Raw genomic sequence first — 21,416 nt, 5'->3', positions numbered from 1 at the left:
CACCTGCCAAAACGGCAAGGCGTGTTGAGCCACAGCCCATGGAGAACGGCGATTTTTTTATTGCAGCGCCTGTATTTTCAAATAACATCACACACGAAAATGGGATACCACCTGATTGAGCGTGTCAGAAACACCTGTAAGCGACTTCGCTGAGCTATCCAGACTTTCCAACGCTTTCAGTTGCCGTTCAGATCGTTCGGAGGCTTGCCCAGCATGTTCAGCAGAAGCTTTTGCAATATCGGCAAGGTAACTAATAGATGCCGCAACTTCCTCTGAGCCTGCTGACATTTACGGCAAGCTTGCCGATCTCTGAAGCCACAACAGCGAACCCTCGGCCATGCTCCCCCGCACGTGCGGCCTCAATGGAAGCATTCAGCGACAGCAGCTTGGTCTGCCCGCTAATTTCCTGAATGATCCCGATAATACTGCCGATCTGGGCCGACCGTTCATTCAACGAACCTACTACCTTACCTGCTTCATCCATAGATACCTTCGCTTTGTGCATTCCTCGGGTGACCTCAGTCAAACGTTCATTTCCTTGATGAGCCTTATGTTCAATGCCTGTGGTAGCTTCAGATACCTGCTGTATGGATTCGGCAATACGTTGAACGCCAACAGCCATTTCCTCCATCGCAGTCGCACTCTCTGCCGCAGCAGCCAACTGTAGTTCTGCGCCTTTTTTGACCTGAGCCAGCTCGTCAGCATTGTGCTTCGCATCCTTAGATGCGCCAGAAATATCCTGGGAAATAGTTAAGGATACCGTCGTAATCACGCTGGATTCTTCGCTCAAGCGACTTGCCATCCCTCTTGTAGCAGCAATCACCTCATTAATTCCCTCTGCCATTTGACCAAACTCATCTTTACGATGATGAGATACTTCAACTGTATAATCTCCAACGGCCATGCGATTCGTCATCTGCATTATTTTTTTAATCTCTCTGACCATCCCCAAATTGCTAACCAGCAAGGCCCCCATGATCAGCAGGATTCCGATAGCACTAACGATAAGGAGCAGTTTAAGCATTTCGTTCGCAGGACGATTCAGCTCCGAATCCGGCAGCAGCACCCCAATTTTCCAACCGGTTTACGGTATTGTATCATACAATATCTGATAATCCTCATTCCCGATGGACGCGGACAACTGCCCGGAAGCACCATTTTGGATAGCTTCTGCCTCCTCCATACCCAACACTTTCGCCAGTGGTTCACCTGCTTTTATGGATTGGAGTCCCGATGACAGGATCGCTCCATTCTTGTCCATCAAAACCGCGCTTCCTTGGGCACCGAATTTCATCCGTTCGATATAGGCTTGAATACTCGCCATACTTAAGTCACCCGTAATGACACCCATCAGCTTACCTGTTCGGTCATAAAATGCTTTTCCGGCAGTAATCATATTTACTTTCATTTTGGAATCGTAAAAGGGCTCCGTAAAGTTTATTTCTTTACCTCGCTCAACAGCCCCTGTATACCACAACTTTGTTAAATAGTTATATTGGGGATCATCATATTCAGTCGTTTGCTTCATTTGTTTACCATCTCTATACACATAATTGGATCGATATGTCGTATCAGGCTCATACGCATCCTTGGCGAAAAAAACACCCAGACCATAGGTCATATCATTCAATGCCAACTCTTGTTCATACAAATGACCATAATTTTCAATTTTCGTTCCTGTCCCCAGCTGTTCTGCACTCTTGGCCAGCATGGAGACAAGTAAAGCATGCCGATCCACATTAGCTGCAATATCTGCTTTAACTCCCGACAGAGAATGGGTAGCATTCTGGCTAATTTCCGCGTCCAACTTTTGCTTAGCGAAAAAGTAAGACAAAAAACTGATTAAAATCAGAGTCAGAAGCACAAGGGGAACCAAGGTAGAGAATGTTCGTGCTTGTAAGCTTTTAAATTGAAATGTACGCAATATGACCACCCCTGCCCCTTTTTATTGTTTATCGACAATTCGTTCATTTTTTTTATAACGATTTTCGTGAATGAATTCTAAACAAAAATAGCCCGATGGAGCAACTCTTTAAGAAAAGAGAGGTTCCATCGAGCTATTTAGGTTATTCATGCTCAAATATTTCCCGGGAAACCCCCAGGCTTTAAAGCGCTTAGTACGTAATCAACGTAAATACATCTACGTCAGGCAATTTCGCTCGTCCATTCAGATCAGACAGCTCAATAAGAAAAGCAGTCCCTACCACATTTCCACCAAGCTGACGTACCAAATTCACTGATGTAGCGATGGTTCCGCCTGTAGCAAGCAGATCATCCGCAATCAAAACATTTTGTCCCGGCTCAATTGCATCCTTATGCATAGCCAGCATGTCCTTGCCGTATTCCAAGCCGTATGCTTCCTCGATAGTATCACCAGGCAGCTTGCCACTTTTACGGATGGGAATAAAACCAACTCCAAGCGCATAAGCCAGAGGCGCACCTACAACGAATCCACGTGCTTCGGGACCTGCAATCAGATCAATTTTCAAATCCGATACCAGTTCCTTCATATCATTGATTGCCTTGCGGTACAGTTCTCCATTTTTCATCAGGGTCGTAATATCCTTAAAACTAATCCCTGGTTGTGGAAAATCGGGAATCACCCGAATATATTCTTTGTAGTCCAACTTAGTTCCTCCTACTGTAAACTTCTAATTAGTATGTCCAGCCTACATCATTGACTTTGAGGGTATGCCTCAAGACGCGCCCTTCATAAGCGACATAATCCAGCTTGTCATCTGGGTTGTATCCGCATCCAGTAAATAACGCTCCATTTCAGCCATATCATGCAATTCCTGATAACGTGGAGAAGCCGTTAAATCTCGCTTGGGTGGATTGGAAACAAAACAGAATCGCCCTTTTGTACGCGTTATAAACTCAAGCTCCTCGAAAATGTCCAGCACTTTAGATAGCATTCGTACTGAACAGGAGCATTGGCGGCTAAGAGCAGGCAGCATGGCTTTTTCGTCCACAGGCTGCGTCCCTACTTGGGAAAGCACAACGTAAATACGCTTAAACAGCTCCCTGTCCGGGCTGACGAGCCGACCGCCTCGTTCACTGACCGAATGAAGAAGAAACACATTCTCCACATCTTCAAACGTAGACCACAATGCCTGCAACTGCTCTGGCGTATCTGGTGGCTCCAGCACGAACAGTGACTTTACAGAGTGCTGCGTATCCCTTCGATCATGACTGGGAGTAACGCCGCCCTCCTTATCATATACCCATATGGATTCGACGTTCACTGGACGAGACGGACGGAGCCTGGACGATGGATGCATCACAACAGCAACGTCATTTTTTCGTGCTTCTATACGAGGATGAAAAATCTTAAGCCCCCGCTCCAGCTCGGCAAAAGGGTCCGATACTCCCCGATAATCAAAAATTTGCGGAGCCTGTACACGGATATCCTGCATCATCAGCTGGAGGGAGCGTTTGCCGTTCCACTCATTAATAGAAAGCTCGCCCATCAGATCAAGCTCAGTTTGCTGCTGCAAAAAATCGGCCAGATCACCACGTCGAAAGGCAACCGCATCCAGCGATAATCCGTTCTGCTCCAGCAACAGCTTGACATGATTTTTCTCACGCCCCATTTTACGGGCCTCACGCAATTGAAGACCCTGTAACACGAAACGTGGAGAAGGATTCCCCATACCAAAGGGCTGTAGTAACTCCAGTTCTTCAACCACCTGTAAAGATACCTCGTCCAAACGACAGACCATGTCTGCCTCGGCTACAGGAACGAGATTGTCTAGCGTCAAAATGGAAGCGGCATAGCGATTTAACCGTTCCTCAAATAATGCCAGATTGTCGCGAGACAGCGTCATACCCGCAGCCGAAGGATGACCGCCAAAGTGCTCCATCAGGTCATGACTGTCTGTCAGAGCACTATAAATATCCAAGGCCGGAATAGAACGGGCAGACCCTTTGCACATTCCTGTCTCTGTATCTATGCCCAGAATAATGGTTGGACGATAATAGCGATCCAGCAACTTGGATGCCACAATCCCCACGACACCCACGTTCCAGCCTTCACCTGCCAATACGATGACAGACGGCAGCGTGCTTCCATTCAGCTTGGCTGCCAGCTGCTGCTCGGCTTGCTCTACAATACGTTCAACCACTTGCTGACGCTCCCGATTGAGCAGATCCAGCGCATGCGCGAGCTGATCCGCTTCTCCCTCCTGCTCTGTCGTCAAAAGGGAGACCGCCCGTCCTGCATGATCCAGACGTCCACTGGCATTAATCCGGGGAGCCAAGGCAAATGCAATGTTGACAGAGGTCACTGTAGACATATCCACTCCCGCTACACCAAGCAACGCCCGAATACCCGGAAACGCAGAGCTTCTCATCGACTGAATCCCTCTGCGTACCATCGTTCGGTTCTCACCATGTAACGGCATCAGATCAGCTACCGTACCGATAGCAGCAATTTCAAACCATTCCTCGGGTACTTCACCCAGCAGCGCCTGTGCCAGCTTTAGAGCGACACCTACACCAGCAAGACCCTTGAATGGATAGGGACATCCGGGTAGCTTAGGATTGATCAGAGCATACGCTTCAGGAAGTACAGCAGGAGGCTCGTGATGGTCTGTAACAATAACATCCATACCCAAGGTTGCCGCATAAGCGATTTGCTCTACTGCACTAATTCCCGTATCCACTGTAATGACGAGCGTAATCCCCTGCTGGTTAGCCCAATCAAGGGCATGATTGTGCAGTCCATATCCCTCATTGGAGCGGTGCGGAATATAAATATCATACGAAGCTTTCAGGAAGCGCATAAGCTGAATCATCAATGACGTACTGGATACCCCGTCCGCATCATAATCACCATAAATTAATATGTGTTCGCCACGTTCTAACGCCCTACTGATCCTTGGCACTGCCTCTTGCATGCCCAGTAGCAGAAAAGGGTCGTGTATGTCGTCTACACTTCCGTACAAAAAGCGGTTTGCTTCCCCGGCCGTAGTGACACCCCGATTCACTAGCAGCCGAGACAACAATGGTGAAATCCCCAGCTCTTCCGTCAACGACTGAGCCGCTTCCAGGTTAACCTCTGGGGTCTTCCATCGGTACTGCGAATGAAGCAATCCTATTCACCTTTCTTTCATAGTCGCCCTGCTATTATTGCAGCAAGGACGACACATCATTATCCGGTAGCTCATGATTAGACTTGTAAGGATACCCGGCTTGATAAGAAACGAACTGCATCTGTACATGGGTCACCTGCGGAAAACGTGCCAGTAGCAGATTTTTTGCCCGATCAGCAATTTCCTGCGCTTCTTGCACGGTAATCCGGGGATTCACGCTAATGGTTACATCCACAGTTATAAAATGACCTGCTTCCTGTGCATGCAGATGCTCAACTGTTACGATACCATGCACCCGCTGTATCGTCTCCATAAAGCGTTGTGAGTCTTCCTCACGCAGAGGTTGTGCAGGAGCCGGATAGGCGGTATTCAGTACCATCAGATATCCTTTACGCAACACTAGACAAGCTACCAGCAACGCAGCGGTCGGGTCAAGATATAATAATGCTGGCCATTCCATCGCTTCGCCTGTCATTGCCCCAATCATGCCGATCAAAGCAATCAGCGACGCATACAGCGAATACCGTTCATGATTAGCGTACAAATCTGCTTCAGTCTTATGACCATGTTTAATGGAGTAGCGGTATTGAAACTGAAACAGTGACTCTCTCAGTACCAAAGCAGTGAAAGCAGCAATTAGTGCATACAGACCTGGAGCCTGCGGGTCTGGACTGCTTAAAGAACGAACAGCCGATATGCCCAACTGAAGACCACTCATTAGAACCAATATAGCCAGTACCACCGATATGACAGTCCGGACTTTTTCACCGTTTCGCAACCATGCCAGTATACCATGCTCTGCTGCACCTTTGGAAAACAAAAGCTCCTTCAAACGGGAAGCACTATCCGCAGCCGTGTGCAGCGCATCCCCCATCAACGCCTTGCTGTTTGCCGTATAACCAACGGTTCCCTTTAGAACAGCCAGTGCAAGATTACCCACAATCCCGCTCCACGCCGCAGTTTCCAATGATCGGCTGCGTTCGCTATTCACAACGTCTCCTCCTCAATCCTGAACTGACAATTCCCCGGTAATGCTCTATGTCAAATTCTCCAAACCTTAGAAAACCGCGCCCATGCAGACGCGGCTTTCTCTTTCATTCATACTGTTGTGAAATTAAGCGTAATTTAAGACTTTTCAATCTTGGCCACACTGCCGCCAGTTGCCGAAGGCTTCTGTTTTCCTTTCAAAGCTACCCACAACGGGCTGGCAATGAAGATGGAAGAATAAGCACCGAACAACAAACCAATAACCATCGCAAGCGAGAACATCCGAATTGACTCTCCGCCAAAAATGAACAAGCACACGGAGGCAATAAACACAGTAAACACCGTTGCAAGTGAACGAGTCATTGTCTGTGCAATACTGTGATCGACCACCTGTTCCAAGTCGTCCCTGGACTTCTTCTTGGCAAATCGTAAATTTTCCCGAATACGGTCAAAAATAACGACGGTGTCATTAATGGAGAAGCCGACAATCGTCAGAATTGCCGTAATAAAGGTCAAATTCACCTCAAGTCGGAAGATGGAGAAAATACTGATAACGAGAAACGCATCATGCAATAGCGAAACGATGGCTGCAATGGCGAACCGCCATTCAAACCGGATCGAGATATAGGCAGCGATGGCTACACAGGCCAGCAAAATTGCCCATATTGCATTTCGCTCCAGCTCTTGCGCCATTTCCGTATCCACCGTATTAACCTCAAAGGAAGCCTTTGGATCAAGCTCTTTATTAAAAGATGTTTTAAAATCATTCACTTGCTGATCCGTCAGTACCTGCGAAAAGCGAATACCAAAGCGTTCTTTACCCGGCGTATAATCCACCTCTTTGCCGATACCCTTCTTGTCCAGCAAAGTTTGAATCTGTTCTTGTGTAACTGCTTTAGTCAAATTGACATCCACGTTGGAACCGGAACGAAAGTCAACACCGTAATTCAAACCAAATATGGACAAACTCAAAATGCCTAGCAGCGTAAGAATAATTGAGAATGTGTAAAACCATTTGCTCATCTTGACATATTTATAGTCCCAATTAAAGCGCACTGATATCACTCTCCTTCACACCAAAATACTTGGGCTTCTTCACAACATCCGCTTTAACCAGCAGATTGAGCAAGAAACGGGAGAAGAAGATATTCGTCAAAATACTGGTGACAATATCAACGATGAGCACCAGAGCGAAACCTCTAACCGAGCCTGTTCCCAGACCGAACATAACAGCAGCCGCTATAATGGTTGTAATATTGGCGTCCATAACGGTACGGAATGAGGCTTTACCGCCTGCGATGACAGAAGAACGAATCGTCTTACCTGTCTTGATTTCTTCTTTAATCCGCTCATACGTAATGATATTGGCATCGACTGCCATCCCGATCCCCAGCACGAACGCTGCAATACCCGGAAGCGTGAGTACAAACCCGCCCAAGTAGAAGATGGCAAGCACCAGCCAGGTATGAACGATGAGACAGAAGCTGGCAACCAGTCCCGGTACACGGAACATCAAAATCATGAATACCAGAATAATGATCGAACCAATCAAACCGGCACGGATCGTCTGATCCAGTGACAATTGGCCCAGTGTAGCGCCTACACTCTGGGAATATTTTTCCGTCAGTTTGAGCGGAAGTGCTCCCAGGTTAATCGTATCGGCCAGCTTGTTCGCTTCATCACGAGTATAGTTACCTGTGATCGACGCACTGCCATCCGTCAGTTCTCCACGTACCGTAGGTGCAGAAAGTAATTCCTGATCCAGAAAAATAGCCAACTCTTTGTTAAGAAGTCGCTTTGTGATCTCTGCAAACTTGGCTTTGTCTTTCACTTTGATACTAATTTCAGGTTGGTTCAGCTGGTCAAAGCCAACAACAGCGCCATTCTCCACAAAATCATTACCACGAAGCTCAACTTTGCTGTATTGGCCCGGCTTTTTAGCATCCGCTGCCGTCGCACTGCGGAACGTTAGCTCGGCAGGCTTTTTCAGCATGGAGCGGACTTCTGCCTCATTGGAGACACCAGCAAGCCGCACACGAATACGGTTGGTGCCCTCTGTTGTTACTTCCGGCTCAGTCGTACCGAGCGCATTAATCCGTCTCTCCAGACTTTGAGCTGTTTGTATGAGAGACTGTCTGGTTACACTCTGCCCGGCTTCCAAAGGCTGGGCTTCATATAAAATTTCAAAGCCTCCCTTTAAATCGAGGCCTAGTTTTAAACTGTTCAGCAGGCCCGGGCTTGTCCCAACCATAACACCAGTGGTTATGAGCACGACCACGATGAAACTTAGAATTCTCTTCATTCCGTCCCATGTTCCCCTTTCATTCTCAATATTCCTATTATAGCTACCCCTCAAAAAGCAGTCAATTTGAACGCAAAAAAAGACCCCCTTCTATTCGAAAGTGGAGCCCCGTAATGCGGACATTGTCAAATAGTTCATAAAGCTCGTCGCTTTAAGGGAAAGTATATCGTTAACGAGCTTGTGCAGCGGAGGAATACCCTCCTTTTCATATTTATGGCTTACGCAATTCCACACGTCCTTGCTTGTGACATGCTCATAGCCTACGAGAATCAACTCGTCCGCCTTGCTTTGACACAGCATCTCAATTGCGTCATCCCAATCCTGCTCATCCAGCTCTTCCATACCCACGATGGCCGTTCCTCCTCCCAGCGACTCCGGTTCCGCAGATCAGCAATTAGCGGGGTTATTGACTGCTTTATAGAACATTTCTGCCCTGATCCTGGAAAACCCTTCTTTTTCGTCGAAAATAGCCGTAAACCAACAATATATGCATTCATTTCGATCGTCAATAGCAGAATTCACCACTCCCCCTCTGGTTATCCTGATCCCTCTGCTTTCATTCGGAAAAGCTTGTCATGAACATGGACAGGTCTGGCATATCTTTTAAAGTAACACATAGACGCGGAATTCATTTTGGGGAAGAGGGAGTTGCGATTGAAAAAGCAGACATTCATCCATGGAGCAATTATTTTATTAGCGGCTGGAATTATCAATCGGCTGCTGGGTTTTATTCCGCGAATCGCGCTCCCGCGTATTATCGGTCCCGAAGGAGTCGGCTTGTACCAACAGGGGTATCCCTTTTTTATCGTGTTGGTAACCCTTATTACCGGAGGGATACCACTTGCCGTAGCCAAGCTTGTAGCCGAATCTGAAACGGCTGGTCAGCCTGAAATATCACGGCGTATTTTGCACACAAGTCTGCGTTTCACCGTTACACTTAGCCTGCTGGCCATGGTGCTCTGTCTTCTCTTTGCCCCCTGGATTACAAGCCACCTGCTGACAGACAGCCGTGTTTATTATACATTTGTCAGCATGAGTCCGATGATTGTTATTGTTGCTGTTTCCTCTGCCTACAGAGGCTATTTTCAGGGAAAACAAAATATGATTCCGTCCGCAAGCTCCTCCATTGCGGAGACTGTCATGCGCATTTTTTGCGTCATCTGGTTTGCTTATCTGCTCCTTCCGTATGGCATGGCCTATGCTGCTGCGGGCGCGATGCTCGGTGCGCTGGCGGGTGAACTCATTGGCATGATTGTTCTTCTGTGGCAATACAAGTGGAACCAGCAAAAAGTTCATATACCCCAACCAGAAGTTTCTCCATCTTCAGGTGCTCATTCCGAACAACCGTCTGTGTTGTCACGGCTTCTGTCTATATCGGTTCCCGTAACAGCCGGAAGACTTGTAGGATCGTTGTCCTATTTGCTCGAATCTATTCTATGTATGCGTAGCCTGGCCGTAGCAGGTATTGCCACCGGAGTGGCAACCGCCCAATACGGAGCCATGCAGGGTATGATCATTCCAGTGTTATTACTGCCTGGTGTCCTCACCAGTTCACTGGCTGTTTCCCTTGTACCTTCTTTATCCGAAGCTGCTGCCAAGGGACAATTGACAGCCATTCATAAGCGATTGCATCAATCCCTTCGGCTTGCTTTAGTTGCAGGAGCCCCTTTTGCTGTCATTATGTACGTATTGGCAGAGCCTCTGTGCCTACTCCTCTACAACAATGGCGACATTGCGGGCATGCTTAAGCTCATGGCTCCTTTTGCTCTTTTTATGTACATTCAGGCCCCGCTTCAGGCAGCACTTCAGGCTCTGGATCGTCCCGGAAGCGCCTTATTCAATACCTTTGTCGGAGCCGTTTTCAAAATCGTGCTTATCGTCTGGCTTGCTTCCCAGCCTCAATACGGTATTTATGGAGCTGTCATTGCCATTTGTATCAACAGTTCCATAGTCACTCTTTTGCATGGCTTCAGTGTAAGCAGACTACTTCGGTTTAGAGTGCGGCTGCTTGATTTCTGGAAAACCGGAGTCGGCATGATTATCATGGCGGCTGCCGTCTTATATACTTACAGACATCTAGCGTTTTTCAGTCAAATGTGGCTGCAATTTCTTTTCGCCGCAGGCTTGGGCATTATTCTGTACCTTTTTCTGATGACTCTGACCAAAATGATTGACTGGGGCAACCTCAACCGTATCCCCGTCCTGAGAAGATGGTTTAAAGCATAGCAGGCTTAATTAGAGGATTCCCCAAAGGCAGGCGGCGTAATATATACATCGCCTTTATGGTTAACCGAGCACAAGAAAACATCCTTAAAATCCTTATGTCCTTGAGCTTGAATCTGATTTTTAAGCCAAAAACGGTTCATATCCATGCGCTCCAAATTTCGATCCAGCACCTTGCCATCCATAATCAACGGAATGGGAAGACCCTCATATCTAAACTTCCCGCCGATTTGAGGCGAAGGATGGACTTTATTCTCCTGTTGATCATTGTTTATCAAATTCGTTTGTTCTAAATTTGGTGTCTGCTTTTCAGATTCACTATTTCCAACTTCATCATCTTTACGTATGACCGTGAGCTTGCCTGTCGTTTCCAAAATAACATATTCTACATCGTCCAAGCCTTCGATATTTTGTTCCCGAAGTTGTAACAGCAGATCATCTAAATTGTAGCGTTGCTTCAGCATTTCTCCTCTGTTTATTTGTCCATTGGAGAACAATACACTGGGCTTACCATCAAACAGCAGCCGTAGACGCCGACTTTTAAGACTGAAATACGAAATGCCGATCTGCAAAATCAGAAGCACGCCCAAAGGAATCAGACCTTCATACAACGGACGTTTTACATCTTCCAAACTAAATACAGCGATTTCCGCAATCATAATGGATATCACGAGGTCAAAAACAGATAATTTTCCGATCTCCCGTTTACCCATTAAGCGCATAACCAGAAATACAATAAAATACATGAGCAACGTTCGAAATACATGTGCAAAAATATCGTGCCCCAACATGTCGCCTCCTCCTGTACTTGCGACAAGACATTCGCCGTTCATTGTACACGTATTCTGACCGTTTCTCATATCAACCATACAAAAATCAAAAGGTTAAATTATTCAAATAAAGACAAAGACTGCTTACGACTTGGTACTAAGCCGGGAGGCTTGGCCATAGAATTATAATAGTTCAAACCTTGGTACAGGAGGAATTATCAATGGAGCTCATTCGCCGCTGGTGTTCGTTTCGTCTGGCCCATCCCATTTTATCCGGCTTGTTTTATGCTTTTGCATGGATGCTTCTGGGCGCATTTATCCTTTCGCTACTCTTGTGGCTGACACAGATGCAGGAACAGGATTTATCGTTGTATACGTACATCGTTCATGCATTCGCCATGGTATCTGGCGGCTTCGTCGCCGGTAAAAGATCTACGAACAAAGGCTGGTATCAAGGCGGTATTACAGGCATCCTGTATGGGCTAATCGTGCTGCTGGTCGGTTTTCTGGCACTGGATGCAGGCATGAACGCCAAGGATCTTTTGCACCTGGGAATTGCCTTTATCATTGGAGCCGGGGGCGGTATGTTTGGGATTAACCTGAGCAAATAATCAAAATGTATGTGGCGAAACAACACAAAAAACCGAGCCCTACTCCAAGGCTCGGTTTTTGCATGTTATGCTAATATTCTATGATTTGGAAACAACTTCCTCGGAAGCAGAATCTTTTGCAATCGCATTGCTGATTGCGCTGCGATCAAAGGTTAGCTTCGTAACATCATTGACACGCAAAACGACCACATCATCCGTAATCTCCAAAATTGTACCGTGAAGACCTCCGATTGTAATCACTTTATCACCCTTTTTCAAGGCTTGAAGCATCGTTTGACGCTGCTTCTGTTTTTTCTGATTCGGACGAATCAGCAAGAAATAGAAGATTACAAACATCAGAGCCAGTGGCCAAATCATTTGAAAAAGCCCCCCAGCTCCACCAGGTGCAGCTGCAGCTGTAGCAAATTGAAACATATTAAATCCCCCTTTCGTATACTCTCCCCTAAAACTTAAAAACCTTTATCATTATCATGAAGACCATACTGCTCAAAAAATTCATCGCGGAAATCAAGCAGTCTGTCATCCATAATCGCTTGTCTGACATTGCGCATCAATTGAATTAAGAAATGCAAATTATGATACGTTGTCAGTCGGAGCCCGAAGGTTTCATCCGCTTTAATCAAGTGTCGTAAGTAAGCACGTGAATAATTACGACAGGTATAGCAATCACAAGCCGGATCAAGCGGACCGAAATCTCTTGCATATTGGGCATTGCGAACGACAAGACGGCCTTGGCTGGTCATCGTCGTCCCGTTGCGAGCAATTCGTGTTGGAAGTACGCAATCAAACATATCCACACCACGGATAGCGCCTTCAATTAAGGCATCCGGAGAACCTACGCCCATCAAGTAGCGTGGCTTGTTAGTGGGAAGCAGAGGAAGCGTATAATCCAGCACTTCATACATCAAATGCTTCGGTTCACCTACGCTCAGTCCACCAATAGCATACCCCGGGAAATCCATGGAAGTCAAATCCGCCGCGCTCTGCTTTCGCAGATCTTCATGCATCCCTCCCTGAACAATGGCAAACAACCCTTGATCAAGAGGACGCGCATGCGCCTCCAAACAGCGCTCAGCCCAACGGCTGGTGCGTTCCAACGACTTTTTCACATACTCATATTCAGCCGGAAAAGGAGGACATTCATCAAAGGCCATCATAATATCCGAGCCGAGCGAGTTTTGAATTTCCATGGCCACTTCTGGCGAAAGAAACTTCTTATCTCCATTCAAGTGGGAGCGAAAATGAACGCCCTCCTCCGTAATTTTACGCATTTCACTCAATGAAAACACTTGAAACCCGCCGCTGTCCGTTAAAATAGGACGATCCCAGTTCATAAACTTGTGCAGCCCGCCTGCTTCACGAATAATATCGTGACCAGGTCGAAGAAACAGATGATACGTATTACTCAAAATAATATGAGCATCCATTTCTTTCAGTTCCTCAGGACTCATCGTTTTAACTGTAGCTTGTGTCCCTACAGGCATAAAGGTTGGTGTCTCAATAACCCCGTGAGGTGTATGCACACGACCGAGACGAGCACCCGATTGTTTGCAGGTTTTAATATGTTCGTATCTTATTGCTGGTGCCATATTTTCTCTACCATCCTTAATTAATAAATGAACATTGCGTCCCCAAAGCTGAAAAACCGATATTCCTGGTCAATCGCCTCCTGGTAAGCATGCATAATATTCTCCCTGCCCGCCAGTGCGCTGACCAGCATAACCAATGTGGATTTAGGCAAATGAAAATTCGTAATCATCGCATCTACCACACGGAATTCATAACCTGGATAAATAAAAATCTGCGTCCAGCCGCTGCTGGCCTGTAATAGTTCGTCACCGAATGTATTGCCCACCGTCTCCAGCGTCCGACAACTGGTTGTCCCCACCGCTACGACTCTTCCGCCACGCGCTTTGGTTTCATTCAGCACATCTGCCGTTTCCTGTGACAATGAATAATATTCTTCATGCATCACATGCTCTTCAATCGTATCCACAGACATGGGTCTGAACGTTCCTAAACCGACGTGAAGGGTGACAAAAGCAATGGAAACACCCTTTTCTCTAATTCGGTCCAGCAATTCCTCTGTAAAATGTAAACCTGCGGTTGGAGCCGCGGCTGAGCCTTCGTGCCGGGCATAAACCGTCTGATAACGCTCACGGTCATCCAGTTGCTCCTTGATATACGGTGGAAGCGGCATTTTCCCAAGACGATCCAATATCTCCTGAAAAATACCTTCATATGAGAATGAGAGCACTCTTCCGCCCATATCGCCTTCTTCCTCAATGACCGCCTTCAACTCATCACCGAAAACGATGACCGCGCCCTTTTTCAACTTCTTGCCGGGTTTGACCAATGCTTCCCATCGGTCACCCTCCAGTGGCTTGAGCAGTAACACCTCGGCCTTAGCTCCCGTGTCTTCCTTGATACCAAACAAGCGTGCAGGAATCACTCGCGTATCATTTAGCACCAGCGTATCGCCCGGTTGGAGATACTGCACAATATCTGAAAATGTATGATGACCCACTTCACCGCTACCCTTATTCAACGTCAGCAGTCTGGAAGCACTACGTTCAAGCAAAGGCGTCTGTGCAATTAATGTTTCAGGTAATTCAAAATCATAATCGTTTACGTTCATATATTGGTCAGTCCTTAACTATATCCACATTTTTGTAATAGTGTTGCAAAATTTTCTTGTAATCATACCCCTGATCAGCCAAACCGTTGGCTCCCCATTGTGACAAGCCCAAACCGTGACCATTCCCTTTGCCTGTAAAAATAAAGCTTTGCGTTTTGTCGATGACTCGCGCATGACGATCTTCATTCATGACAATCACCCCATTACCATTGGAAGTGCTGCTCCCTGATGCCGACAGGATTGAAGTTCCCTGTGCACCATTTACATGAGTAGTAGCCCCATCAGCGCCTAATACAGTATAACTGCCAGTACTCGCAATATCAAACAGCGTGCTCGGCAATCCTCCCATCGCTGAACGAAACATATCAGGATACTTCACCTTTAAAGGCGATCCGTTCGCTTCAACCTCCAGCACTCGTCCACTCGGACCGCGTTTGGTGACATCGAGATGGTCAATAGAGGACGGTACTGTGCCCGTTACTTTCCCTTGCAAGGATTTTACAAGCTGAGCAGCCGTAAAGGGTCCCCGCACCCATGCGTAGTCTCCAGATTGAGGCACCTTTTCCAATACAATCATTTCTTCGCCCGGTTGTACCTTGGCTACTGCTGACACGTTTGATTGAATTTGAGGAATGGGACGTACATTGGTATTTTCAGCAGTCACGGTGACCTTGTCTAGCCCCGCCTCTGTGACTCCCTCCAACTCCTTAACGTTATCTGCTCGGATATAGCCTGTCTTTCCACTCGAGAGAAGCACATGATACCACTCTTGTGCTCCTTTTTGCGCCGAAGTATCTCCAGAGCTATCTACGCTGGCAAACGCTTCGCCGCCACTATTCCACACCTCGGAAGCATCCGCTGTAACGCCACCCGCATTGGATGAAAATACAGCTTCGACCACCTTGCCACCACTTTTAATCACTTCACCAGCAGTTGCATCTACAGCCTCGCTAACATTCGCATGCTCTGAGCCTTTGCCGTTATAAGCCTGGCTTAACGTTCCATCCACCACGTTCCCGATCTGAAAACGATTGCCTTGGGCAAGCGCATAGCTGCGAGCCGCTACCGCTTGTGCCTTGAGTGCTTCACCCGGCCATGAGGAATAGACCTCAGCTCCTACCACGGAATACAAATACTGCTCCAACGGCACTTCGTTTACTAGCGCTAGCTGTCCTGACGTCATGCCAATCTCCATGTCTCCACGATATGTACGCTGTGATCTCTCAACCACTTGAATTCCATCGTTGTCTCCGTTGACAATAACCTTGCTATTATCAGAACCACTCAGCACGTAATGAGTCATCACCTGAGAGCCTGTCGTTACTCCTGCTTCCTGTCTCACAATCAGTCCAGTTTGAGTAGCGTTGACTTTAGAGAGGGTGAGTCGCGGTTGCTTGCTTTCCAGTTCTGTTTTCAAAGCGGACAACTTGCTGTCATTACTCTCTTCACCGATCCACACAGCATATTGACCTCTCGATTGAACTACGGTAAAAGCATCAAAACCTGCGGCAGCAATCGTCGTTCGGACGAGATTGGCCTCTTGCTCACTACCATAGTTCCCTGTAGACCAATGCTTGTTCCCCGTAACTTCCACCTGTGCTCCGGTTGCAGTAGAAATGCGCTGTACAGCGGCCTGTGCCGCCTGTTCACTCGCATATATTCCCGCATACACCTGATAGACAGAGCTACCGTTTTTCGAGCCAATAAAAACCGTCGGTTTATCATTGGTCTTCTGCAACACTTGAGCCGCTTTTATGGCAGCCGCTTCATTTCCTTCCAGTACCTTCACCCGATAGCTGTCTACACTAAAGCGTGCTGTGCTGTCCGGAAGTCCCGTCCAGGCCTGAAAGCTGCCCCCACTGTTTTGTCCGACACTCAAAGCCCCTGATGATTTCAAGGTAACAGCGGGTGTAGTCGCTTTATATTTGCTGCCCAGATCCGCAAAGATCACTACACGAATATCCTCTTGGGTGGCAGCGGCGTGAACAGTCGAAGACCAAGGCAAGCAAACTACAGCTAATACGATAGCCGCTGTTGCCCGTTTGGCCCGACACGCCCATGTGCCGAAAATTGTGTTTTGATTTAACGCCTTTTCACTCATTTCTGGCTCCCCCATTTCTGGCTGTCATAGCACGCATACTGCATGATTTGGCGGGGACTTAACTCATACCTGTCCCTTTTAATACATCGGCGAAATACGCCTAAACTTGAACCCGCTCAAATCTTAATTAAACGCACTCTCTTTTCCATACCATTCGTCTCACAATATCATACGAGTACATAGCCGTGTAATCACGTTAAGAACTAATTTCAGCTACATTTTTCTGTGTATGAGGCGATACTGCCTGTTCCATGTGATAAAAGTACACATTCCCTGCTCACCGTGAATCCGTTGGCATGGGAATTCCGAGGTGAGCATAGGCCGCCGGAGTCACCATCCGTCCCCGCGGCGTTCTTTGCAGAAGGCCGATTTGCAATAAATATGGCTCATACACATCCTCGATCGTCTGACTTTCTTCACCAATGGTCGCTGCAATTGTATCCAATCCCACAGGTCCGCCACGGAATGAATGAATCATCGCCTTAAGCATTTTATGGTCAATTTCATCCAGTCCGCGCGGATCAATTTGCAATCTCTTCAACGCCTCTGCGGCCAGCTCCGAATGAATAATACCGTCTCCTGCAACTTGGGCAAAATCACGTACCCTTTTTAACAGCCGATTCGCAATCCGTGGTGTCCCCCGTGAACGCAATGCAATTTCCTCGGCCGCATCCCCGACAATCTCAATCTCCATAATATCTGCGTTCCTTGATACGATGTAGGCCAGCTCGTCTGTCGTATAGAACTCCAACCGACTAATGACACCAAATCGGTCACGCAACGGCGCAGAAAGCAGCCCAGCGCGCGTAGTAGCCCCTATAAGCGTAAAGGGCGGCAAATCCAGACGAACCGAACGCGCACTCGGGCCTTTACCAATCATAATGTCCAGAGCAAAATCCTCCATTGCCGGATACATGACTTCTTCCACCGTACGGTGCAGGCGATGTATCTCGTCAATGAACAAAACATCGCCCTCTTGAAGATTAGTCAGCAACGCCGCCAGGTCCCCAGGTCTTTCAATTGCCGGGCCTGAGGTCGTGCGTAAATTAACACCAAGCTCGTTGGCGATAATATTGGCGAGCGTCGTTTTGCCCAGTCCAGGCGGGCCGTACAGCAGCACATGATCCAGCGCCTCTTTACGCATTTTGGCCGCTTCAATATATATTTTCAAATTTTCTTTCACCTGATTTTGCCCGATATATTCATTCAGATAACGGGGGCGAAGGCTTAGCTCCGCCGTCTGGTCTTCCATCATCAAATTGGCGGAAATAATCCGGTCATCCATATTCCATCGCTCCTCCTTTTCATCAGACTTCTTTAACGGACATCATCGTCCTATCCGGCAAACAACAGTTGCAAAGCCCGTTTCATCAAAATATCGGCAGATTCATCAGGTTTCGCGTCTTTCTTCATTCTGCTCCATACCATATCCAGCTCCGCATCTGTGTAGCCCAACGCCTTGAGCGCTTCTCGTGCCTCGCTCCAATAGGAACCCTCTTCCACGACAGGCTCCGCAAACAATCCGGTCGCAATGCTGACTGAGCCGATGCCGTCCAGCTTGTCCTTCAAATCCAGAATCATGCGCTGTGCTGTCTTTTTACCGATACCCGGCAGCTTGGTGAGAAACGCGATGTTCTCCTGATAGATTGCCGTTACCACATGAGTAGGTGTACCGCCTCCCAAAATACCAAGCGCCACACGCGGCCCAATTCCAGATACATCAATGAGCTTACGGAACAACTGCTGCTCCTCACGGGTCGCAAAACCGAACAATAAAATAGCATCTTCCCTTACATGATGGTGAATATAAATGACAACAGGCTTATCTGTTTTAACAAAGGCATAAGGATTCGGACAAAACACCCGGTACCCGACACCCTGCACATCCAAAACGACATATTCATTTTCCAAGTGAGCCACAGAACCACGCAAGAAATCTATCATTTTCGCAATACCTCATTTAACTTTGAATTTAGTCCATATGAATGCGCATGACAAATAGCCACTGCCAAAGCATCCGCCACATCATCCGGTTTGGGCACAACTTGAAGCTTCAGAAACATTCTAACCATTTCCTGTACCTGCTTCTTCTCAGCCTTTCCATACCCTACAATAGCCTGTTTCACCTGCATAGGCGTATATTCCCCTATAGGCAGACCACGTTGTTTCGCAGCCAGCACCAGCACACCGCGCGCCTGACTCACAGACATTGCGGTTGTTACGTTACGATTAAAAAAAAGCTTCTCCAGCGCTACCGCATCAGGCTTATATTTATCAATCAATTGCAGCATGCCCTCATACACATAAAGCAACCGCTCTTCTTCCGGTGTATGGGCCTCCGTCTGGATGCAACCGTATTGAACAGGAACCACCTTACTGCCAATCTTGTCTACAAATCCAAAGCCCACAATTGCAATACCCGGATCAATTCCTAGAAAACGCAAAAAAATCTCTCCCCTATCGCCAAAATACGGCGTTAACTAGCCATCAACGATCAATATCAAAACCATAATCATTGCCAAATACTAAACAAAGCGAACATATGTGTCGTTCATTTCATTATAACAAAACTTTGCATCTAATAGAGTAAAAAGTTTAACTCTAAGTTCATCACAAAAAAAGAGACGTTGTACGCCTCACCCCCCGGGCAAAGCCACACGCCTCCCACTTGCATGTAATCAATATTGCTGCTTCAATACCCGCTGTGTTCGTTCCACCGCAAAATCACCAAAAGTGGAGATCACGCTGTTGTATTCGTTCATATCCTGCACACGGATTCCCTGCTGGAGCTGCTCATACACTCCCTCGGGCAGAGCCGTCTCCATTGATCCCACATCCAGCTGAAAGAAAGTCCGAATTACTTTTTCTTTTTTAGGCGGTCCTTCAAACAAAGTAAGCTGTCCATCCATACTCATACCCATGTAGGCGTGCTGTTTGCATAACTCCGACAAATCCTCCACTTTACGCTCCAGCCACACCTCGCCCCTGGAATTTAACCGTCCCTTCCAATCGGGATGCTGCTTCAGCAAACTCTCTAACTGCTGAGAACTTAACGTTCCCAAAGAAAGTGTCTCTGTGCCACACACATAGGTAGTTAACAAATGAGTCTTTCTGCTGATGCCAGAAGCACGGATACTTTGCAATACCTGCACCTGCGAGGAATGCACTTCAGCCGGACTCGTGTGTGAAGGCTCCTCCGTATCAACGTCCGCCATAACGGTAGTAGCAAGGGACTGTGACATCATAGTCTGCATATAACGTGAAAACAGGATACCTAAACCTGCCAGCAAACAAGCCGATCCAAAAATAGTACAGGCCCACACCGTTCTTCTCCACTGCTTCCAGCGTCGTTTAATTTGTTTTTTCCAGCTTAATCGCTTCACAGTAATCCCTTCCGTCCCACTTTTTGTGTTAGTGTGACCTGACGATTACTGATTTATACAAAAAAAGACAAAAAATATAACAAAAAAAGCCGCTTCTTCAAGCGACTTTCCTTTTGAATCGGGATGACACGATTTGAACATGCGACCCCCTGGTCCCAAACCAGGTGCTCTACCAAGCTGAGCTACATCCCGAAATATATGCCGGTAAGAGGACTCGAACCTCCACGGTTTCCCTCACGATTTTGAGTCGCGCGCGTCTGCCAATTCCGCCACACCGGCTTATGAAGTTAAATGGCGCGCCCTGAGAGATTCGAACTCCCGGCCTTTTGATTCGTAGTCAAACGCTCTATCCAGCTGAGCTAAGGGCGCAAATATGGAGCGGACGACGGGAATCGAACCCGCGACCCTCGCCTTGGCAAGGCGATGCTCTACCGCTGAGCCACGTCCGCAATACAATGATATCCATGACATATAAATTCATGAATGGTGAGCCATGAAGGGCTCGAACCTTCGACACCCTGATTAAAAGTCAGGTGCTCTACCAACTGAGCTAATGGCTCCCAACAGGGTAATATAAATTTGTAAAAATGGCGGAACTGACGGGATTCGAACCCGCGATCTCCTGCGTGACAGGCAGGCATGTTAGGCCTCTACACCACAGTTCCAAAAGGATTTCCTTAGGGAAATGAATTGCGGGGACAGGATTTGAACCTGTGACCTTCGGGTTATGAGCCCGACGAGCTACCGAACTGCTCCACCCCGCGATAATATTAGGGAATTCTATATAATGATAAATGGTGGAGGCTGAGGGGCTCGAACCCCCGACCCTCTGCTTGTAAGGCAGATGCTCTCCCAGCTGAGCTAAGCCTCCATATTATGACCCGTAGGGGAATCGAACCCCTGTTACCTCCGTGAAAGGGAGGTGTCTTAACCGCTTGACCAACGGGCCTTAACAATAAATAATATCTGGCGGAGAGAGAGGGATTCGAACCCTCGAGACGCTTTTGGCGCCTACACGATTTCCAATCGTGCTCCTTCGGCCAACTCGGACACCTCTCCATATGGCTCCCCGAACAGGACTCGAACCTGTGACAACTCGATTAACAGTCGAGTGCTCTACCAACTGAGCTATCAGGGAATAACATAATCATTCATTCAAGGTTACACCCTGAAAACTGGATCCGAAACTTCATTGCGTTCTATCTTTAGGATAAGCCCTCGACCGATTAGTATTGGTCAGCTCCATGCATTACTGCACTTCCACCCCCAACCTATCTACCTCGTCGTCTTCAAGGGGTCTTACTATTT

At 47.4% G+C, this 21,416-nt stretch carries 20 protein-coding genes, 11 tRNA genes and 1 rRNA gene; 2 read left to right on the top strand and 30 right to left on the bottom strand.

What is annotated here, in order from left to right:
* Positions 1 to 87: 87 nt before the first annotated feature.
* The 9 genes from ACIFO6_RS01865 to ACIFO6_RS01825 all read right to left on the bottom strand — a co-directional run bounded on the left by ACIFO6_RS01865 (position 88) and on the right by ACIFO6_RS01825 (position 8,730).
* The gene (locus tag ACIFO6_RS01865; protein WP_430037462.1) at positions 88 to 288 is read right to left on the bottom strand and encodes a hypothetical protein; all 201 of its coding nucleotides are present in this window, start codon (positions 286 to 288) and stop codon (positions 88 to 90) included.
* Positions 251 to 1,066, bottom strand: coding sequence for a methyl-accepting chemotaxis protein (locus ACIFO6_RS01860; protein ID WP_430037459.1), 816 nt, complete (start codon positions 1,064 to 1,066; stop codon positions 251 to 253). The genes ACIFO6_RS01865 and ACIFO6_RS01860 overlap by 38 nt, the downstream gene beginning before the upstream one ends.
* Before the next feature lie 18 nt (positions 1,067 to 1,084).
* Positions 1,085 to 1,924, bottom strand: a complete 840-nt coding sequence (locus ACIFO6_RS01855) for a PDC sensor domain-containing protein (RefSeq protein ID WP_430037456.1) — start codon at positions 1,922 to 1,924, stop codon at positions 1,085 to 1,087.
* Positions 1,925 to 2,114: 190 nt separating this feature from the next.
* Positions 2,115 to 2,627 carry an adenine phosphoribosyltransferase gene (locus tag ACIFO6_RS01850; protein ID WP_283652975.1) on the bottom strand — a complete coding sequence of 171 codons (513 nt, stop codon included), beginning with the start codon at positions 2,625 to 2,627 and terminating at the stop codon, positions 2,115 to 2,117.
* 69 nt (positions 2,628 to 2,696) lie between these two features.
* The gene (recJ, locus tag ACIFO6_RS01845) at positions 2,697 to 5,093 is read right to left on the bottom strand and encodes a single-stranded-DNA-specific exonuclease RecJ (RefSeq protein WP_430037453.1); all 2,397 of its coding nucleotides are present in this window, start codon (positions 5,091 to 5,093) and stop codon (positions 2,697 to 2,699) included.
* Positions 5,094 to 5,127: 34 nt separating this feature from the next.
* Positions 5,128 to 6,084, bottom strand: coding sequence for a cation diffusion facilitator family transporter (locus ACIFO6_RS01840; RefSeq protein ID WP_430037450.1), 957 nt, complete (start codon positions 6,082 to 6,084; stop codon positions 5,128 to 5,130).
* 134 nt (positions 6,085 to 6,218) lie between these two features.
* On the bottom strand, positions 6,219 to 7,136 hold the full coding sequence (gene secF, locus ACIFO6_RS01835) for a protein translocase subunit SecF (RefSeq protein WP_430037447.1): 918 nt from the start codon (positions 7,134 to 7,136) through the stop codon (positions 6,219 to 6,221).
* A complete protein-coding gene (gene secD, locus ACIFO6_RS01830; protein ID WP_430037444.1) occupies positions 7,126 to 8,382 on the bottom strand; it encodes a protein translocase subunit SecD in 1,257 nt (418 codons plus the stop codon). The genes secF and secD overlap by 11 nt, the downstream gene beginning before the upstream one ends.
* A 90-nt stretch (positions 8,383 to 8,472) precedes the next feature.
* Positions 8,473 to 8,730 (bottom strand): post-transcriptional regulator, encoded by a 258-nt coding sequence (locus tag ACIFO6_RS01825; RefSeq protein ID WP_013311570.1) that lies wholly within the window; start codon positions 8,728 to 8,730, stop codon positions 8,473 to 8,475.
* 306 nt (positions 8,731 to 9,036) lie between these two features.
* On the opposite strand from ACIFO6_RS01825, the gene spoVB reads away from it, so the two are divergent.
* Positions 9,037 to 10,608, top strand: coding sequence for a stage V sporulation protein B (gene spoVB / locus ACIFO6_RS01820; RefSeq protein ID WP_430037441.1), 1,572 nt, complete (start codon positions 9,037 to 9,039; stop codon positions 10,606 to 10,608).
* A gap of 5 nt (positions 10,609 to 10,613) precedes the next feature.
* Here spoVB and ACIFO6_RS01815 read toward each other — a convergent pair whose 3' ends face one another.
* Positions 10,614 to 11,393 carry a YetF domain-containing protein gene (locus ACIFO6_RS01815; RefSeq protein ID WP_430037603.1) on the bottom strand — a complete coding sequence of 260 codons (780 nt, stop codon included), beginning with the start codon at positions 11,391 to 11,393 and terminating at the stop codon, positions 10,614 to 10,616.
* A 203-nt stretch (positions 11,394 to 11,596) separates the two neighbouring features.
* Here ACIFO6_RS01815 and ACIFO6_RS01810 point away from each other — a divergent pair, with 203 nt between their 5' ends.
* Entirely contained in the window at positions 11,597 to 11,986 is a 390-nt protein-coding gene (locus tag ACIFO6_RS01810; protein ID WP_025681897.1) for a TIGR04086 family membrane protein, read from the top strand.
* A gap of 78 nt (positions 11,987 to 12,064) precedes the next feature.
* On the opposite strand, the gene yajC is transcribed toward ACIFO6_RS01810, so the two are convergent.
* The 20 genes from yajC to ACIFO6_RS01710 all read right to left on the bottom strand — a co-directional run.
* A complete protein-coding gene (gene yajC / locus ACIFO6_RS01805) occupies positions 12,065 to 12,400 on the bottom strand; it encodes a preprotein translocase subunit YajC (RefSeq protein WP_430037439.1) in 336 nt (111 codons plus the stop codon).
* Positions 12,401 to 12,435: 35 nt separating this feature from the next.
* Positions 12,436 to 13,575 carry a tRNA guanosine(34) transglycosylase Tgt gene (tgt, locus tag ACIFO6_RS01800; RefSeq protein ID WP_430037436.1) on the bottom strand — a complete coding sequence of 380 codons (1,140 nt, stop codon included), beginning with the start codon at positions 13,573 to 13,575 and terminating at the stop codon, positions 12,436 to 12,438.
* A 20-nt stretch (positions 13,576 to 13,595) separates the two neighbouring features.
* Positions 13,596 to 14,624, bottom strand: coding sequence for a tRNA preQ1(34) S-adenosylmethionine ribosyltransferase-isomerase QueA (gene queA, locus ACIFO6_RS01795; protein ID WP_430037434.1), 1,029 nt, complete (start codon positions 14,622 to 14,624; stop codon positions 13,596 to 13,598).
* A 7-nt stretch (positions 14,625 to 14,631) separates the two neighbouring features.
* Entirely contained in the window at positions 14,632 to 16,725 is a 2,094-nt protein-coding gene (locus ACIFO6_RS01790; RefSeq protein ID WP_430037432.1) for a SpoIID/LytB domain-containing protein, read from the bottom strand.
* A 277-nt stretch (positions 16,726 to 17,002) separates the two neighbouring features.
* On the bottom strand, positions 17,003 to 18,010 hold the full coding sequence (gene ruvB, locus ACIFO6_RS01785) for a Holliday junction branch migration DNA helicase RuvB (protein WP_025681892.1): 1,008 nt from the start codon (positions 18,008 to 18,010) through the stop codon (positions 17,003 to 17,005).
* Between the two features lie 50 nt (positions 18,011 to 18,060).
* Positions 18,061 to 18,669, bottom strand: a complete 609-nt coding sequence (gene ruvA, locus ACIFO6_RS01780) for a Holliday junction branch migration protein RuvA (RefSeq protein ID WP_430037428.1) — start codon at positions 18,667 to 18,669, stop codon at positions 18,061 to 18,063.
* A complete protein-coding gene (gene ruvC, locus ACIFO6_RS01775) occupies positions 18,666 to 19,169 on the bottom strand; it encodes a crossover junction endodeoxyribonuclease RuvC (protein WP_430037424.1) in 504 nt (167 codons plus the stop codon). Before ruvC ends, ruvA begins: the two co-directional genes overlap by 4 nt.
* A 234-nt stretch (positions 19,170 to 19,403) precedes the next feature.
* The gene (locus tag ACIFO6_RS01770) at positions 19,404 to 20,108 is read right to left on the bottom strand and encodes a BofC C-terminal domain-containing protein (RefSeq protein ID WP_430037421.1); all 705 of its coding nucleotides are present in this window, start codon (positions 20,106 to 20,108) and stop codon (positions 19,404 to 19,406) included.
* A 118-nt stretch (positions 20,109 to 20,226) separates the two neighbouring features.
* Positions 20,227 to 20,300: transfer RNA gene (locus tag ACIFO6_RS01765), tRNA-Pro, on the bottom strand.
* Positions 20,301 to 20,307: 7 nt separating this feature from the next.
* Positions 20,308 to 20,387, bottom strand: a tRNA-Leu gene (locus ACIFO6_RS01760).
* Between the two features lie 13 nt (positions 20,388 to 20,400).
* Positions 20,401 to 20,477, bottom strand: a tRNA-Arg gene (locus ACIFO6_RS01755).
* A 5-nt stretch (positions 20,478 to 20,482) separates the two neighbouring features.
* Positions 20,483 to 20,557, bottom strand: a tRNA-Gly gene (locus ACIFO6_RS01750).
* Positions 20,558 to 20,592: 35 nt separating this feature from the next.
* Positions 20,593 to 20,668, bottom strand: a tRNA-Lys gene (locus ACIFO6_RS01745).
* Between the two features lie 28 nt (positions 20,669 to 20,696).
* Positions 20,697 to 20,773: transfer RNA gene (locus tag ACIFO6_RS01740), tRNA-Asp, on the bottom strand.
* Between the two features lie 25 nt (positions 20,774 to 20,798).
* Positions 20,799 to 20,872: transfer RNA gene (locus tag ACIFO6_RS01735), tRNA-Met, on the bottom strand.
* A gap of 31 nt (positions 20,873 to 20,903) precedes the next feature.
* Positions 20,904 to 20,979: transfer RNA gene (locus ACIFO6_RS01730), tRNA-Val, on the bottom strand.
* Positions 20,980 to 20,985: 6 nt separating this feature from the next.
* A tRNA-Glu gene (locus ACIFO6_RS01725) sits at positions 20,986 to 21,057 on the bottom strand.
* A gap of 18 nt (positions 21,058 to 21,075) precedes the next feature.
* Positions 21,076 to 21,167 (bottom strand) — tRNA-Ser (locus ACIFO6_RS01720).
* Positions 21,168 to 21,170: 3 nt separating this feature from the next.
* A tRNA-Asn gene (locus tag ACIFO6_RS01715) sits at positions 21,171 to 21,246 on the bottom strand.
* A gap of 68 nt (positions 21,247 to 21,314) precedes the next feature.
* Positions 21,315 to 21,416 (bottom strand): 23S ribosomal RNA (locus ACIFO6_RS01710); the annotation flags it as partial.

The organism is Paenibacillus sp. NRS-1781 (genome assembly GCF_050467745.1).
GTDB classification, from domain to species: Bacteria; Bacillota; Bacilli; order Paenibacillales; family Paenibacillaceae; genus Paenibacillus; species Paenibacillus terrae_A.
Note: the sequence above shows the minus strand (reverse complement) of the source record. Positions and strands in the feature narration are given on the sequence as shown.

Coding starts and splice junctions, on each gene's coding strand:
- ACIFO6_RS01865 (WP_430037462.1), bottom strand. CDS start 288: ATGTCAGCAGGCTCAGAGGAAGTTGCGGCATCTATTAGTTACCTTGCC.
- tgt (WP_430037436.1), bottom strand. CDS start 13,575: ATGGCACCAGCAATAAGATACGAACATATTAAAACCTGCAAACAATCG.
- ACIFO6_RS01790 (WP_430037432.1), bottom strand. CDS start 16,725: ATGAGTGAAAAGGCGTTAAATCAAAACACAATTTTCGGCACATGGGCG.
- yajC (WP_430037439.1), bottom strand. CDS start 12,400: ATGTTTCAATTTGCTACAGCTGCAGCTGCACCTGGTGGAGCTGGGGGG.
- secD (WP_430037444.1), bottom strand. CDS start 8,382: ATGAAGAGAATTCTAAGTTTCATCGTGGTCGTGCTCATAACCACTGGT.
- ruvB (WP_025681892.1), bottom strand. CDS start 18,010: ATGGATGACCGGATTATTTCCGCCAATTTGATGATGGAAGACCAGACG.
- ruvA (WP_430037428.1), bottom strand. CDS start 18,669: ATGATAGATTTCTTGCGTGGTTCTGTGGCTCACTTGGAAAATGAATAT.
- ACIFO6_RS01810 (WP_025681897.1), top strand. CDS start 11,597: ATGGAGCTCATTCGCCGCTGGTGTTCGTTTCGTCTGGCCCATCCCATT.
- queA (WP_430037434.1), bottom strand. CDS start 14,624: ATGAACGTAAACGATTATGATTTTGAATTACCTGAAACATTAATTGCA.